The sequence below is a fragment of the Candidatus Odyssella thessalonicensis L13 genome (assembly GCF_000190415.1).
GTDB lineage: Bacteria > Pseudomonadota > Alphaproteobacteria > Paracaedibacterales > Paracaedibacteraceae > Paracaedibacter > Paracaedibacter thessalonicensis.
In genome coordinates, this window is record NZ_AEWF01000011.1 from 1 (window position 1) to 15,779 (window position 15,779).

Consider the following 15,779-nt stretch of genomic DNA (forward strand, 5'->3'; position numbering starts at 1 on the left):
CTAAAAGCCATTACATGGTTAATTTGATCAAAGCATGACTTTATATCGGCCTCCAAAACCCAGTATGCACCCCTCTTTTTTGCTAAGGTTACGAAGCATTGTTCTATAGCATCAGCGGTACTACGACCTTTTCTGAAGCCATAAGAGTTTTGATCCGCAGTGGTCTCTGCAACAGGGTCAAGAGCTAGAAGGTGAAGTGCCTGCATAGCTCTATCTCGCATTATTGGGATCCCGAGTGGCCTCTTCTTGCCATTGCTTTTCTCAATATAAACGCGTTTTAAAGGTAAAGGTTTGTACCCTCTATGCTTTAGTTCGTTTATGGCAGCTGCTTTTCTTTCTGAAGTGGACCAGAGTTGTCGATCGACACCTGAGGTTCTCCTTCCTTCATTCTCTGTGACTCGTTTAATGGCAAGGATCTTACCGTAAAATGAGCGTGTAAGAAGATGTTGTAAGGCTTTTACCTTGTTCCATCTTCCTGCTTGTATTGCCTTCACAATACGCGCTTGGAGCTGCTGCACAGCCTTCTCAGCGGAAGACCAATTAAGTGCCTTCCAGTCGATTAGGTTGCGGGAGACTGCACCAGTATCCATATTTGTTACTGTCATCTGCTTTGTTTCCTAAAACAGTTAGCCAAGTTTCTTGTGTTCAAAAGCTAGATGGAAGTGGGCCCACTTTCGTGTGAGGCATTAACCTCTATCTTTACGATTACAGTAAAGCATTTGCTTTCTCCATCTTCCTTTACCCGCATCTCTATCAGCTAACCTTGCGGTACACCTTCCATATTGGAGAAATACGGGCTTACCGTGTTCCATTTATCCGACCATTGAATGGGTTAGGTTCTCTCTTTCCATCGGTGGTCTTTATGCCCATGAACAGGGAAATTTCAACCCTACTGCCGACCACGTTACCTTTTGGTTCAAGCTTATCAGCACCTTTAGCTTGTTCTTGCATAACGATGTTTATTAAGAGTTCACATATGTTAACCGTACCATTCGACCCTAGCTCCTTGCCGCCTTGGTGCTGGCAGCGCCTTCTTACCCTCACAAGTTCGAAGGAAGTCTTTCGACCTTGGACTACATTGTCAGAGGGCTTTATACAATTTGTTACCTCATTGCATTACCTCCTAGGGTACAGCTGATGGGACAGCTGGTTCTTCTGCAAAGCAGTGAACATTCGCATAAATAGCTTTGCACGTCGCACAAAGTTGTTGCAATCGAGGAGCCCTATCATTTTTAAACGTGTCCATCTCTTTAAAAGATCCTCTTAGATAAACTGATGGACAACAGACGTAACCACGCCCCATACGGTGAAGTCCATTTCCGGAGTAATAACGATATTCTTATAAGCTGGATTCTCAGGCGCAAGAACACATTTATCGGGATAAATCTTGAGTCTTTTAACGGTCAGTTCTCCATTTAAGACAGCAATTACTATACTATTATGTTTTGCCTTTAAAGACCGATCGACAACCAGAATATCATCATTATGGATACCTGCTCCTATCATAGAGTCTCCTGAAACTCGGACAAAGAAGGTAGCCGCGGGATGGGAGATTAAATGTTCATTGAGATCCAAGGATTTTTCCGCATAATCATCCGCCGGAGATGGAAACCCAGCTTGGACTCGACTGGAAAAAAGCGTTAAGTACACCTTAGAGTTTCTCGGAGTAATAATGCTGTCTAAGCTTGAGTCAAACTTTAGCAACCCAATGCTTGGTAGATAATGGATGCTATCTTGGATCTGAACATTCATAAGGCAAACCCTCAATGGTGAACAATAATCCTTATTATGCGACCATTTCCTATTAACAATCAATTCTTATAAGTAAATCAAATTTTTACTTAATTTCTCTTAGAAGCCCTCCAACAAACCGGCTTCATGTAGAAGGGTGCAATAGAGTTAAGAACGCAATTTAAAATTTTTATTTCTTTCAATTTTACGTTGCTCATTTATAAGTGTAGTAATTGAGGTGTAATTTATCCCTTTAGGCATATTGAGCAGAGTTAATACGGACAATAAACTATGAGCCTATATGATGAGGGATAAGAAAGCCTATCTATCATTTTTACTCCTAGGAGGACCTTATAATGAAGAAAATTACCCATACTTTCTCTATACTTAGTACAAGCATAATTGGCCTTGCTCTTTCCGCAACCCTTGTTACAGCTAACGATTATTTAAGTAGGGCAGATGCTCAAAGATATCAGATAGCCCAAGAGACTGAAAAAAGCAGTGAAGAAAATGAAAGATATTATGAAGGGTTAAACAATAAAAATTCCCAACTACTAATGCAGATTTATAAAAAAGCAGCCCTAATTGCGAAAAGAGACGCTAAGGGTGAAGACTATTATTATTCACCACCGTTTGGTAGAACAGAAAAGGAACATCCCGATTTAAAAGAATATAAGGAATTTAAAGATGACCTTAAAAAGGACTCAGGCAAAAGTCAAGACTTTGATAAGCTCGTCAAATATGTAGAGGATAATTTCGATTGCCTTTATAAGTTATATGAAGAGAAGAATTTCGCTAAGCTAGCATCCTTTAGGACAACAACAGTTTCTTTTGGAGAGCCATATGTGCCTGGAGGAAATGGGCGCTATCGAATTAATATAATTAGCTTATCATCAACGCAACAGTAAGACCTGATTTGTTAGAAGAGGCGCAGCGAGGCGTCTCTTATCACTAAAACACATAGTTCTAAAAACGTGATTGGGCAGCAAGATAGCGAGCCTAATAGAATACTCAAATATTTAAGAATTGCTTCCTTTTATCTTTGACGGCGATATATAAAGCTTGTATTTTGAAGCACAATAAATATTACCACATTAGCTTTTGAAGACTTAGATCAAATGAATAAAGAAGCCGCTTTTCTACTTACAGAAGATTATGCAACCTTTCTGCTAGAGAGTACTCCTAAAAACTTATCATTATCAGTGTTTATCGAGGCTTCCCCTGAACTTGTCTCTAAATTACCTGACAGAACAATCTGTAAATATCTGTTGGTCAATCTACCTTCACGAGCACTTTTGAATCCTAGAGCCTAACGGACCTTTACAGCTTTGTTGATTGTCAACAAAGATACTTTATAGCAATATCGATCCCCGTAAAAAGTAACAAATATTCAGATATTGAAGAAGAAATCAGACAACTGTCTGAAGATCTCATAGGCCACTATCCTTATTTACAACGAGTAGCTATTGGACAAATATCAAGCTTATTTGAGGGCTTGCTTGAAGGATCTAAAGAATCCTTTTTGAGAAATATTGAATCTGTTCTCGAAGAGGAATTCAATTTGATTAAAAAGCCTTCGCTTCAGAGAAATAAAAGACATGACTGTATGATTAAATATAATTGGTTTATGATGAGCCCTTTCTTGGAAGCCTATGATCTTTTCATCCCTCTCCCAAACCACACTTTATTCTGGAGAGCTTTTGAAATTCAGAAGAATGGAAACTTAGATTATAATCCGGTGGAGCACTATATAAAAGAACGAAGGGGAGAAGAGGCGGTTAAAGAAGATTTCGACTTTCCATTTGTCGCGTATGGTCGAAGCCGCTTTGAGTTCTCCCCTCTCTCTGAGCAGCTTCAGTAGATTAATTAAGAAAAGTGGCAAGCAATTCAAAATGGAAGTTCTTCTCCCTCCATGGTCTGCTTTTAAAAGATATGAGATAAATAAGTGTTTACTTATTCTCGGCTTCTTAGAAAGCTATTCTTAACCTTCTATATCTTGCTAGGTTTGTTTTTTCAAAGAATTAAGCTTGGCTACTTCTTCTCACAAGGCAAGGTCAGGTTTTGATAAATTGATATTTAACTTGATTCTTCTCGCCTTTATTCTTAAGAATTTCTTCTTGGAGGCCAAAGAGAAGATCTCGGCTTGCTGTCGCTGTAGAAATATCGGGATGGAGTTGTAGATAGTCTTTCCGGGAAAACCAGTTTTCCTTAATGCGAGCTTGGGCAAATTGAAGGCGCGTCCGGTGATCCTGAGGAAGACGAGCAGCAGTTTGAGAATAGTCTTTCAGTGCCGCATATATGACCTTTAAGGAGAACTCAATAAAAGGCGTAGATTCTCCCAGGTTGTCACTTTCACCTAAAACACTATAGTATTCTTCTTGGTTCTGTTTTATTAAAACTTCTACTGGGATAAATTCAAATAGAGCATCTTCCTTCATAAGAAGTAGTTGCTGCCAGAATCGTCCCATCCTTCCATTCCCATCTGAAAAAGGATGAATGAACTCGAATTCATAATGGAAAATACAGGCTTTGATCAGCCAAGAGATATCAGAAGAGTGGGCAAGAAAGTTAAATAACTCTTCCATAAGAATGGGCACTCTTTTTGCAGGCGGGGCAATATGGCTGACTTCGTTTCCTTTTAGAATACCGACTCCCCCAGTCCGCCATTTCCCATTCTCCTCAATCAGACCAGCCATCAGAATAGCGTGAGCTTTCAACATATCCTCAACTTTAAGAGGATTAAAGCGATGAAGGTCCTCATAGAGAATAAATGCATTCTGGACCTCTAAGATATCTTTGGACGGCCCTATAACGCGCCTGCCTTCCAGGAGGGCTGTTACCTGATTAAGAGAGAGGGTATTCCCTTCAATTGCTAAAGAGGCCTGAATACTTTTAATGTTATTTGATCGTCTTAAAGTAAGAGGAGTATCCGCTAGTTTACGACCTATGATCAGCCCTAATTCTCGACTAATATCTTGAGAGAGCTTTAAAATTAGAGGGGTGATTTTAAAAGGAGGAATATATTTCATAATTATGATAGTATCATATGATACTATCATTTGCCAAATTATTTAGAATTAGATTATCTGGCTCTGATCACTGAGCACCCTACTTTAGATAGCAGCGGAGCAATTTTGCCTTAATCATAAAGAGAGGGATTATATTCTGTGTCGTTTTAACAGAAAATATTTATGAGAGTACGCTTTCTATCCAATACATAGTTCTCTATAATTTATAAAAATTGTCTAAAGTATTAGACTTAGCAGCCTAAAATTGTTATACATGAATCCATATTATAATAGACTAAGGAGAACCCATGAGGGAATCATTGATTTCTAAAGTAGTGATGACGAGCGTTATAATTATAGGCATTGGTACCCTATTTAATGAACTTGCTCTACCCCCTTTATATTCCATGTATACAGCTGAACCCTTAAAAAGCTCAAGCAATAACAGCCTTAACTCTACTGAGAGTAAGATTGTAATTACTGAAAAAACAATCCATGATCTAGCTTGCTTTCAAATGGGTCTATCTCTTAAGACTCATTCTCCTCTAATGCTGAAATCTGCGAGTTATAAGAAATTATGCGGAGAGCATTAATCCTTACTTAGCTATATTTATAATCTAGTCTCTTTAAGAAAGAACTGTTTCTTTCTTAAAGATCCTTGTTTCCTATAAATAAGGTAATGCTTATGCACCTACCGTCTTCAAAAATTTATATAAATAAGATTTAGAAGCTCTTAGCGTATTGCAAGCTGTATTCTTGCTAAGACCTCTGTTTTGAGTGATTGCTTGGTAGCTGTACTGTGCATGGCATTTAATAAAACCTAATCTTTTCTTCCTCTTGCCTGAGCAGATTAAAGATACTTTAGGGTTTATTCTTGAGGAAAACATAGAGTTTTTCAAAAGCCACTTACTTGATAGATAAGTTCTTCTTTGCCTATGCTAAACCTTGGGCGCTCAACCTCTAACTTTGGCTAATACTTCCTCATAACAGAGATTTAATCTCAAAGATGCTTGCTGACTAATACTTATATAAAATAATTCTAAAAACAGGTAAGTAATATTGCTTGCGTCTATGTATAATTCTTATGTATATAAATAAGTAATAACCCTTTAAAGGTTATCACGGGGAGATGAAACCTCCTGACTGACCTCAGGAAACCAAGCAACAATACTATCTCATCTCCTCAATTTTCTTTCATCTTCTCTATCTCATATGTTTCTGCTAGATCCCTAAATGAAACTAAGCTCTATGATAGGTGCGCTTTATTGAAGATCTCCAGCTTTGTAAGTTGGTTGAAAGAACTTTGATGGGTTCCGGATGATCTTCCAGAAGACTATTATACATGAGCTCAAAATTACAATTTTATGCATTAATACCTCAGTAGCGGTATTAAACACAGAGATTCCATAATACGTTTCAGCAATCTGAGGTAAGAATCCTATAATGCTTATGTGAATAAGAGGAAAAAAGAGGGCTTTATAAGTAGCGATGAAACTAACTACATATAAAACTGCTATCAACCCTATTACAACGGCCAAGCAAAATACCAGAAATTTGAGAAAGCCTGGTATAATTAAGGATGCTAATGTTATCCAAAATAGCATCCTATAAATTCTTAGCTTTCCATATTGCTCTTCAAGCCATTGAATATACACTAGCTGCTTCTTTGTCATTCTTACTGCTTCTTCTGGGTGTTAATGTTTATATTTTATTGCCTAGTCTATTTTCTTCACAGTTTATTTGTGGCTCTGTTTTTCCTCGTTAAGATGGCGATAGTCAGCATAGTCCCGAGCGTATTTTAAGGGCGAGGGTTCTCCTTTAGGCCAAGCGATAAAATCTTTGGAGCCATCATAGATCAAACAGCCTGCTATTTCTTTATCCGATTCCTTAATTATGATGGGCCTTCCACCGCCTGTATAAATGAAATATAAATAAGTGTTAAATTGATGCGGCGCGGCTAAAAATATGAAAGCAGAAATTACGAAGCTGATTCCATAGGAGTTGTTCTTCGTGTGCTTATGTGAGAGTAAATAATGCCGAGTCACCATTACCAACGCAAAAATTATCGGTATTGCACTTAGGCTTAAGAGTAATGATTTATGATTTAGCAGCCGAATTGGATAGTGAGGCTTTAAATTGAAGGATCCATACGCATCTATAGCTAAGCTCCAGAAGATCAGTGTTATGAGGCTAACATCAAAATATAGCCTGTAAGCTTTATAACTGTTATTACTCGAGAAATACCTCGCACCTATGCCTATTACTGGAAAGTTAAGGAATACAGATAGAGCTAATAAGAAGCCGAACCTACTTAAATCAGTAAGCGTTGCCAAAGGAGGAAAGGCTACGACATATAAGGTACCAAGTAGAGGTAGTATGCCCGAGGCCTGATATAAATCGTGAAGTGTTGTCCTATCCCTGTCTTCAACTTCTAGGGATGAGATGGCATAACGAGAGTTAAGCGGATGATTAAGACCTGTTTGCATTCTCTCAAGCGATTTTGCACAGAGAAAATAGAGTAGCCATAGTTTTAAGAAAGGCAAAGGAATGCAAAAGAAAAGGGTTAAAGGAGAGAATTCTTTTATAGATATCTGGTAAACATAACAGTAAGTGACTAATCCGATAATTAGTCCTATAGCAGCAACAAAGACTCCTATATGGGCATGAAAATAGGTGGATGCTTTATCAGTAAGTTTATCACATTTTGTACTAATCATCATAATTTGTTTTCCATACTTAAAAGATTAGATGACATTTTCCCAATCATAACGGGGTAGGATATCGCGAGCTTTGACTCGGCCTTGTGTTGCTTTTTCAATTCTTAAGCAATTGATAGGGTCAGGAAAACCTAATCCTTTAAGCCATCTATATATATTAGCAGGTCTGATTCCTAACACTTTAGCTAGTTTCCAAGCAGATCCCATAATATCCACTGCCCTCTGAACCTCTTCCTTGTTATATTCTTGTGAATGGGTGCTTTTTTCCACCAATTGCTCTTCACCTTATGAGTTCACTTATATCTTGTATATCACATCTATGTGTATCGTAGCTATATATATATAGCAGCAATATATACAGTAGCTGTATATACATAGTAGCTGTATATAAGCAGTTGCAATATATACAGCTACTGTATATAGTTCTCATATAAAATTATGGATATAGGAATCGCATCCTATATATAAACTAACGGAGGGTAATAAAAATGATGGAGAATCTTCAGCTGGACTTTTTATGGGAAAGGTCAGCGCCCCTAGCTGAACCAGAAACAATTGCAATGATCGGCTTCGCGGCTGCGATTATTGCTGTGATAATTAGCGTTATAACACAGACTTCAGGTTTCTTTAGATTCACGGCATGTACCATTGTTCCCCTTATGTTTTACTGGGGGGGAGAATCAAAAGCTGCAATAATTATGGCATTTTTTATGATTGCCATTATGATGTCAGCGCTAAACGGAAGCTTAGGTAATATATTATACGCAATGTTCACCAGCATTCCTTTAAAACAAGATTTCTCACCTCAAAAAAGTGTATCACAATTAAGAAGAGCTAATGGGAACTTAACAACAAAAGAGCTCATCATGCTTATTGAAAGATCCCGTCCTTTCTTTGAGAGCTATTTCAACAACCTGAATAATAAAATTACTAAACCCATAAGAGAGATTATAGCTGAAAAAGAGGTTAGGAGAATACTCGGCCCCCTTAGTAGTTATCTTTGTAACAATGATGGCTATGATGTTGATTCAGAGTTAAGAGAGCTGGCTGTTAAAATACAGTATGAGCTATGCATATATGCAGAAGAGCATCAGGCTGAAATTGAAGACCATTTCAGAAAAATAGATCAAGGCCTTATTAAGCCCTTTTCATACTATAGAGCTTTTAAAGATGATTTACCCCTCGCAAGAGACTATCTTGCTAAACAGATTTATTTTAAAAGCTCCAAGGCTTCCTTGAAAAGAGACGAGAACCTAACCTAATTTAATAGGGAGTACCGTTAATCGGTAAACTAAAGGAGATCTCTTAGCACAGCATAATTGATTCTCCTCATCCCCCTCTTCCTTCTCGTATTCTCCGATCCGGTCATTCTTATTGATGAATATTTTGTTGAAAAGAATTATTTCCTAAAATTCATACATCGAGCTCATTATTAAAGCTGATAAACCAGCGACGCTTTATGTCAGTATAATAAGATTCTACCCTCTATAATATTGGTGTTACGTTTTAGAATTGTATCTTAATCCTACTCTCTAAGGGGTTTTACCCCTCGCGCCACCAAGGGGTGTCCCCATCCTTCCTCCATGGTTATTGCGTGCAGGATGGGTGATCCCCCTCCCCTTGTTCTTGCTACCCCCATCCTTCGCCAGGAAGTCACCAAGGTTAGAGAGAGGTCTCTAACCTTTCTCTGCTAATTAAAGAAATTAATTGGCAAATTACTAACCTTAAAAGAGAGGAATAAAATGCAAAATAATAAGATAAGCCGATCCTATGTGACTTTATACAGAACTCTATCTAGGGTTCTCGAGAACAAAAGTGGGTTCCTGTACTTTGTCAGCGATCTCGCGCAAACACTTCTTCACAACTTTGATGAAGCCAAGCCCATTTATTATTCTCTGACACGTATAGAGCCAACTGAGGAAAGCATAAAGATCTCAGATAACAGTCTTACGGTAACTGATGAGTTTGGGCAGGAGCATCCGCTTGATTTAAATGTTACTATTCACAATAGAAAGGGGCTTTTAACAAGGATTCATAACTTTGAAGAACCTAATATACTTCAAGTGTTAGGGTTTTACCATCAAAGCCAACGAAACGTTCATGTCTACCTTTCTTTCTTCAAAGGAGGAGAGGAAAGAGTTTACAAGCTTGAAGCGTGGACAGATCGGATAGCTTATTATCAAGAACATCAAGCCTAATACAGTAGTTATATATAGTTCCTATATGAATTTATCCATATAGGAACCGTATCTTAATATATAGGTTGACGGAGGATAATGAAAATGATGGAGAATCTTCAGCTAGACTTTGTATGGGAAAAGTTAGCGCTCCTGGATGAAATAGAAATAATTTTGATTATAGGAGGAGTAGCAATGGTTTTCAGTGCGGTTCCTAGGATTGCTAGAATAAGTGTCATTGCTTTCTTTTGTGCAATATTGGTTTATCTGTTTCTCTCTTATATGAGGTCGGAAGGATCCAATATAACACCTCTTTTGGGAATATTGATGATTGGTGCTCATCTAAAATTACTGTGCTATACCCCAGAACCAATTAATATGGACTTAGCGAAAAAAGAACTCTTTATGCACTTCGAATGCTACCGTTCTTTCATTGAGGGCTATTTTAAAAATCTTAATGAAGGGAGGAGTAAACCCTTAAGTGAGATTGCGGATATAAATGAAGTTAGAAGAATAATCGGTATCCCTTGTAAAGGCTACCTTAATGCCGATGATTACGACACTGATCAAGAATTTAGAGAAACAGTTATGAAAGCGCAGTATGAAATGTGTTTGTATGCAGAAGAGAACCAAGCTGAAATAGAGCATCATTTTAGAAGAATTGATCAAGGAGTTATCAAGCCGTTTTCCTCCGGCCGAGTTTTCCAAGATGATCTACAGCATGCTATGGATTACATTCTATCAAGAGTTTATAAAAGGTGCGGTTTAAACGGTTAACTTTGGTCAAAGAAAAGTAAGGCTCGCCTTCTCATCAGCATTTTTTATAGGACACTTTTATTCTAAATAGTTAAACTTTTGGAAAGAGGTAATCTTCTTATAGATAAGTGCATTTTTATAAATTTATATAAGTGTCACATATGTGACACTTTAAGTGTTCTTATTATGGCGTCTGGTTTAAAAGTTTGTCTCTCTAAGGAGATCTTATTTACCTTAAGAGGATGTTTAGATTAAATCTTCTTCAGGTGCTCATGCTACATAGTTGTTAAAAACAGATATCTCAATATTTTCTAAAGATTATAAAAATAATAAAGAGTTTTAAAACTTGTTTTTTGAAAATCGCAAATATTGGATTATAAGCTTCCTTTTAGTTAAGGCTCTCTTTTCGAAATAGGTGGCTCTCTTTACTCTTGCTCTTCTGTCACCTTATCTGCTTTTTCTTTATTACTATTTTTTTAGATGAAACCTCTTCCGGAGAACGATTAAAGAACGATATTAAAATGTCAAAGATTAACTCTAATAATGGTGACACTTGCAACTCCTTATGTTCTTTTTAGAGTAATTCACAAGCAATATTAGCGCCAGTATTAATCTCCTTTTCCTCTTCACTTCGAAATTTTAGTGGAGCTTTAGAGGCTTCATTTAAGAAGGCTTGAGCTTTTAATTTCCACAGCTCAAGTGAAGCTTCACCCTTTTGAAGATCACGTTTAATTTCAATAAAGGCTCCGAGCAATCCCAAAGCAATTTCTTGCATCTGCGGATCCTTTTGGAGATCGCTCCCAGGGATAAGACCCACCGCCTCAAACAGGCCGGCTTTTTCAATAAGCCCCCCTAATTGGATGAGAGTTCGAGTCCGAGCCTGACGGAACCCGTACCCCGCTATTCCTGAGCGATTTTTCATCTGATAAATCTTTTGTTTTAGTTTAAGAGATTGACGCTGATATGTATGCCATTTAAGTTCTAAAACTTTAGTCGGCAGAGTTTGGAAAGGAATTCGATAGCTTAAGCCAGTCCTCCTTAGTTTTACCGGAGTAATGCCATGCTTGCTGAATCAGGGTTAACGCTAAGGACGGAGAAAAGTCTTCGCCAAGAATCTTCTGCGATTCATGATAAAGGTGTTCTGCGATCTTCAGTTGTAATTTTTGTTGTTCGGCTTGCAAGTCTTGAAGCTTTTTAGATAAGGTATCTATTTTTTTCATTTATATCCTCGGTTAAGTTAGTTGATCTCAATGCTAAGTGAAGAATGCCAGTAGTTTACCGTTTCTTGAAGTGATTCTATGATCTGAAAAATTTTGGTATGAGGCTTTTCACTACATTTAAGTTTGATCGTTGTTTTTTGAACAGAGGGGTGCCCAAACTTCTCTTTAAATTCGTCATCATTAATGTAGCAAAGATAGGTGTTAACTTTATGTGCTATTCGCTGAATTATGTAGTGGGAACCATCTAAATACCCAACCGATACAATGAAGAGATGAGTATTTCCATCTTTAGCTGTTGTTATCACATCAATTCGGTTAACGAGCTCGCTTGGAATAGGATGCCCATCCCCGTTAATCTCCTCAGGAGGAATGATGTTTTCTTGTAAGGATTCCTCTTTTTTAAAAAGCCATTCTTTAATTTTTTTTATCCAAGTCATCCTGATCTCTTAGATCTTATGTGTTGCCAATTTTTAGAGTTTTCTGTAAAGAGGTGACCCCCTTTACTATCCCTCCGCTCTTTGAAAGTGTGAGGGTTAATCATGAATAATGGATAACATTTTCTATAAGTCCGCAGCAATAAAAAATTGCAAGGCGCGCTTATACATTGCATAATAGCAATGTCGCTGTGACGCAAGCGTCAATGCTTTGTAGGTAAGATGAATGGCCATTTATCACGCTCATATTAAAACTCTGGGACGCTCTGATCGTAACACGGTCGGAGCGCTGGCTTATCGCAGCGGCACACGGCTTCAAGAAGAGCGAACTGGTGAGCTTTTTAATTACCGCAACAAAGCAGTTGAGCATGTCGAATTGTTGATTCCTGAGAACGCTCCCCAATGGGCCCAGGATCTTAAAGCCCTCATTGCCCAGGACCGCGAAAAAGGCGTTCAAAAGTTATCCGATCTTGCAGAATCTGCTGAAAAAAGAATTGATGCTCAAGTCTATAAAGATTTCGAATTTGCTCTTCCCGCTGAGCTCACCTCAGAGCAAAATATTGCCTTATTGCGGGAGTTTATTCAGGACCAGTTTTGTAAACGCGGCATCACAGTTCTGACTAATTTTCATAATGATTATGACAAAAATTCAGGTCAGAATAAGCCCCATTGTCATGCGGTTCTTTTAACACGCGAGCTCACTGAGAAAGGGTTATCTGAAGAAAAAAATCGTACCTGGAATCAAACGACATTGCTAGAAGAATGGCGGGAGCAATTAGCCGCTTATACAAACTTCCATTTACACCTTCACGGTCATCAAGCGCGCATTGATCATCGCTCTTATGAAGAGCGCGGCATTGATATTGAAGCCCAACCCAAACTCTCTCGCAGCGTCCAAGAAATGGAGGGCCGTCTTAAGGATATTTCTTCACTTTCCATGAGCCAACCGCAGACGGATAAAGCTCAAGAATTCAATCATATTAAGCTTAAAAATATGTACCGGATCATGAAGCAATCGGACCTGGTTTTTAAGATTGTTCACAAGTCGCAAGCAACATTTATGTGGGGCGATGTCCAAAAAGTTCTGGCCCGTTATCTGGATGATCCAGAAGTCTTTCAAGCTTATGAAGCACAGCTGCGTAATTCGCCAGAACTTAAGCTCTTAAGAGAGACACAAGAAGGTCATGTATATACCACAAAGACCATGCTCAAAAAGGAGCTCAATTTAGTAGAGCGCGCTCATCAATTAAGCCAAGCTCCGGGCTTTCAAGTGACCTCAAGCAGTGTTGAGAAGCACCTTCAAGCTTATAACGAAAAGTATGCCGCTAACGGGGGCTTAACAGTCGATCAGAAAGAGGCGTTGACTCATATTGTTGACAACAAAAAGCTAGTGGCCGTGGTGGGATATGCCGGCACCGGCAAGTCGTCCATTCTGACATGTGCGCAAGAAATCTGGAAGGATAATGGCTACAAGGTTTATGGATTAGCACCGACTGGGAAAGCTGCTCAGAATTTACAAACTGAAGGCATTAAATCGATGACGCTGCATCGGTTTTTGCAGCACTACCATCAAGGCCGCAGCCAGTTCAATCAAAAGTCGGTTCTGATCCTAGATGAAGCAGGTATGGTCGATATCTCCCGCTTTGAAGAGCTCTTAGGAGCCGTTCAGAAGTTGGGGGTCAAGCTCGTCACGGTGGGCGATGGACGCCAGCTTCAGCCAATTGAAGCAGGCGCTGCCTTCCGTTTAGTGACCCGAGAAACGGGCGTGGCCAAGCTCGAAACGATTATCCGTCAAAATGAGACCTGGATGAAGGAGGCAACGCAGCACTTTGGCCGTGGTGAAACTGAAGCGGCCTTGCAGAAGTATCACGACCACGACCGCGTAAAGATTATTGATGAGCCTTTGCCCTCTATTCAACGCTTGGCAGACACCAAGAATTATGTGGGTCTTGTAGAGGCCTTTAATACGGCGGTTCGTTCTCAAAAGCTGGTCGGCTGGACCTTCCGCAGTGGCCTTGAGCTCAATGGGGTGGAAAAGGAAAGAGGAAACAATCAGCTAGAGCAGTGGAAACAATTGGAAGCTGAAGCGGCCCAAGCCATCACTCAGCATATTGATGCTTGCCGTCCAGCTCTTCAGATCTTAAAGACGGATCCCTACCGGCTTGCGGCGCATCTGGTTAGTGAAACAGACTCGCAATTGAAAAAGCTCCAAGTCCAGCGCCTCGTGCAGCAATGGGGCCTCGACGGCCAAAGGAGAGACGGTGAAGCCTTTATCTGTCAGCCAAAGCAAGAGACTCAAGCGGCCCTGATGCGCGATTGGCATGCCTCCATTCAAGCGGAGCCTCACAAGTCCCATGTGTTAATGGCTTTTACCTTAAAAGAGACGGAAGCTTTAAATGAGCAAGCGCGACTGTTACGTATTCAAGATGGCACGGTCGACAAACAAAGCTTTACCCATACGATTATGCGTCTTGAAGAAAATGATTTCGGCGACCAAAGCAAACTTCAAAAGCAACGTGCTTTTTCTAAAGGCGATCGCCTTTTGTTTATGAAGAATGATCAAGGTTTAGGGGTGCGCAATGGTATGCTTGGCACCATTGAAGAGATTAATGCGACCAAATTAAAAGTTCGCTTAGATGGTAAAGACGGCAAACAAGGCGAACTCGTTTCTTTTGCCTCTAAGGTGTATCCTTACTTTGATTTAGGCTGGGCCATTAACATCAACAAGCAGCAAGGGGCGACTAACGATAAAAGCTTTATTCTAGCCTCGAACCATTTCCACAGCAATATCTCGTATGTGGCGTTAACACGTCATCGTGAAAACGCCTATATTTATGGGAGTGCTCAAGAGTTTTGGACAGAAGGAGTCTTAATCAAGCAACTCTCAAAGCAGCAAGAGAAACTCTCTTCGCTCGATTATATTGATACCGATCAAGCACTAAAACTGGTGAGAGAAGAGAGCTCAATTATTCGAGAAGCTTTGGAGAAAGTCACCAATACCCTCAAAGCCATCCATTATACGGCCAAACGTAGCCTTAACCATTGGCTACATAAGGATCCCCAGTTTGAGACGCTTCTGATAGAGACCGCTTTACCTGAAGCTCAGCGTGCTAAGACTCTTAACCAAGACAAGGCTCTCACTTTAGACTCCACTCCTCCTCGACTAGAGATAAGCCTTCCTACTGCAGAGGCTCCCAAGTCATGGAAAGAAATGTTGGTCGATCTAGAAAAACAGGATATGGAAAAACGTATCTTCCAAGCCACCGGGAGAACGTTGCAAGAGTATCAGCAAGCGAAAGCTCAATTCTTCCAATCTTCCTCTGCTCCATCCTTGCCGCAAACCCCTCAAGCGTCTTGGAAGGAGATGTTAGCCAAAATGCAGAAGCAACATAACGCCAATTCTCCTTCTCGGATGAGCGCAGCTAAAGCAACGCCAGACCAAGCATCGGTCTCTTCTTACCGGCCTCAGTTTGAGAAAGATGTCCTGGCTTTCCGAGAGGCTTATCACTCTTATAAAGAAGCCGAAGCTCAAGGTAAAACCACCCTAGCCGATAAACAAGCGCTCGCTCAGCAAGCAGTGGCTCTTGCAAAAGATGACAATGCTATGTTTTATATGCGCGGTTGGTACCCCGACTTGCATCAAAATGTTCAAGCTCTCGCAAAAGATTATGAGAAACAACAAATCCAACAACAAAACCGCAGTTTAGGTCGCGACTTAAGCCGCTAATAATAAGGA

The 15,779-nt window shown here is 39.6% G+C and carries 17 protein-coding genes; 8 read left to right on the forward strand and 9 right to left on the reverse strand.

The window, feature by feature from the left end; all coding sequences use genetic code 11:
• From HMO_RS0112325 to HMO_RS0112335, 3 genes are all read right to left on the reverse strand, one after another.
• Positions 1-605: reverse transcriptase N-terminal domain-containing protein (locus HMO_RS0112325; RefSeq protein ID WP_010304066.1), on the reverse strand; the 605-nt coding region annotated here is incomplete at its 3' end.
• A 193-nt stretch (positions 606-798) separates the two neighbouring features.
• Positions 799-1,044 carry a hypothetical protein gene (locus HMO_RS0112330; RefSeq protein WP_010304067.1) on the reverse strand — a complete coding sequence of 82 codons (246 nt, stop codon included), beginning with the start codon at positions 1,042-1,044 and terminating at the stop codon, positions 799-801.
• A gap of 219 nt (positions 1,045-1,263) precedes the next feature.
• Positions 1,264-1,752, reverse strand: a complete 489-nt coding sequence (locus HMO_RS0112335; protein ID WP_010304068.1) for a LexA family protein — start codon at positions 1,750-1,752, stop codon at positions 1,264-1,266.
• A gap of 335 nt (positions 1,753-2,087) precedes the next feature.
• Between HMO_RS0112335 and HMO_RS0112340 the strand changes: the two genes are divergently transcribed.
• The 3 genes from HMO_RS0112340 (at position 2,088) to HMO_RS0112350 (ending at position 3,592) form a co-directional block, all read left to right on the forward strand.
• Positions 2,088-2,639, forward strand: coding sequence for a hypothetical protein (locus HMO_RS0112340; protein ID WP_010304069.1), 552 nt, complete (start codon positions 2,088-2,090; stop codon positions 2,637-2,639).
• Between the two features lie 210 nt (positions 2,640-2,849).
• A complete protein-coding gene (locus HMO_RS0112345) occupies positions 2,850-3,044 on the forward strand; it encodes a hypothetical protein (RefSeq protein ID WP_010304070.1) in 195 nt (64 codons plus the stop codon).
• 293 nt (positions 3,045-3,337) lie between these two features.
• Positions 3,338-3,592 carry a hypothetical protein gene (locus tag HMO_RS0112350; RefSeq protein WP_139016893.1) on the forward strand — a complete coding sequence of 85 codons (255 nt, stop codon included), beginning with the start codon at positions 3,338-3,340 and terminating at the stop codon, positions 3,590-3,592.
• Positions 3,593-3,785: 193 nt separating this feature from the next.
• On the opposite strand, the gene HMO_RS0112355 is transcribed toward HMO_RS0112350, so the two are convergent.
• Positions 3,786-4,760 carry a Fic family protein gene (locus HMO_RS0112355; RefSeq protein ID WP_010304072.1) on the reverse strand — a complete coding sequence of 325 codons (975 nt, stop codon included), beginning with the start codon at positions 4,758-4,760 and terminating at the stop codon, positions 3,786-3,788.
• A gap of 287 nt (positions 4,761-5,047) precedes the next feature.
• Between HMO_RS0112355 and HMO_RS0112360 the strand changes: the two genes are divergently transcribed.
• Positions 5,048-5,332, forward strand: coding sequence for a hypothetical protein (locus tag HMO_RS0112360; protein ID WP_010304073.1), 285 nt, complete (start codon positions 5,048-5,050; stop codon positions 5,330-5,332).
• A gap of 1,143 nt (positions 5,333-6,475) precedes the next feature.
• Here the strand turns inward: HMO_RS0112360 and HMO_RS0112370 are convergent.
• Positions 6,476-7,459 carry a hypothetical protein gene (locus HMO_RS0112370; protein WP_010304075.1) on the reverse strand — a complete coding sequence of 328 codons (984 nt, stop codon included), beginning with the start codon at positions 7,457-7,459 and terminating at the stop codon, positions 6,476-6,478.
• A 24-nt stretch (positions 7,460-7,483) separates the two neighbouring features.
• Positions 7,484-7,726 carry a transcriptional regulator gene (locus tag HMO_RS0112375; RefSeq protein ID WP_139016894.1) on the reverse strand — a complete coding sequence of 81 codons (243 nt, stop codon included), beginning with the start codon at positions 7,724-7,726 and terminating at the stop codon, positions 7,484-7,486.
• Between the two features lie 221 nt (positions 7,727-7,947).
• Between HMO_RS0112375 and HMO_RS0112380 the strand changes: the two genes are divergently transcribed.
• The 3 genes from HMO_RS0112380 to HMO_RS0112390 all read left to right on the forward strand — a co-directional run bounded on the left by HMO_RS0112380 (position 7,948) and on the right by HMO_RS0112390 (position 10,410).
• The gene (locus HMO_RS0112380) at positions 7,948-8,718 is read left to right on the forward strand and encodes a hypothetical protein (RefSeq protein WP_139016895.1); all 771 of its coding nucleotides are present in this window, start codon (positions 7,948-7,950) and stop codon (positions 8,716-8,718) included.
• Between the two features lie 480 nt (positions 8,719-9,198).
• Positions 9,199-9,654, forward strand: coding sequence for a hypothetical protein (locus HMO_RS0112385; protein ID WP_010304078.1), 456 nt, complete (start codon positions 9,199-9,201; stop codon positions 9,652-9,654).
• 84 nt (positions 9,655-9,738) lie between these two features.
• Positions 9,739-10,410 carry a hypothetical protein gene (locus HMO_RS0112390; RefSeq protein WP_010304079.1) on the forward strand — a complete coding sequence of 224 codons (672 nt, stop codon included), beginning with the start codon at positions 9,739-9,741 and terminating at the stop codon, positions 10,408-10,410.
• Positions 10,411-10,963: 553 nt separating this feature from the next.
• On the opposite strand, the gene HMO_RS0112395 is transcribed toward HMO_RS0112390, so the two are convergent.
• The 3 genes from HMO_RS0112395 to HMO_RS0112405 form a co-directional block, all read right to left on the reverse strand.
• Entirely contained in the window at positions 10,964-11,311 is a 348-nt protein-coding gene (locus HMO_RS0112395) for a conjugal transfer protein TraD (protein ID WP_010304080.1), read from the reverse strand.
• A gap of 67 nt (positions 11,312-11,378) precedes the next feature.
• Positions 11,379-11,609: a hypothetical protein gene (locus HMO_RS0112400; protein WP_010304081.1), complete on the reverse strand. Its 231-nt coding sequence runs from the start codon at positions 11,607-11,609 to the stop codon at positions 11,379-11,381.
• A gap of 17 nt (positions 11,610-11,626) precedes the next feature.
• Positions 11,627-12,046 (reverse strand): DUF6572 domain-containing protein, encoded by a 420-nt coding sequence (locus HMO_RS0112405; RefSeq protein ID WP_010304082.1) that lies wholly within the window; start codon positions 12,044-12,046, stop codon positions 11,627-11,629.
• A gap of 223 nt (positions 12,047-12,269) precedes the next feature.
• Here HMO_RS0112405 and HMO_RS0112410 point away from each other — a divergent pair, with 223 nt between their 5' ends.
• Complete coding sequence (locus tag HMO_RS0112410) at positions 12,270-15,770, forward strand: AAA family ATPase (protein WP_010304083.1); 3,501 nt, start codon at positions 12,270-12,272, stop codon at positions 15,768-15,770.
• Positions 15,771-15,779: the final 9 nt, after the last annotated feature.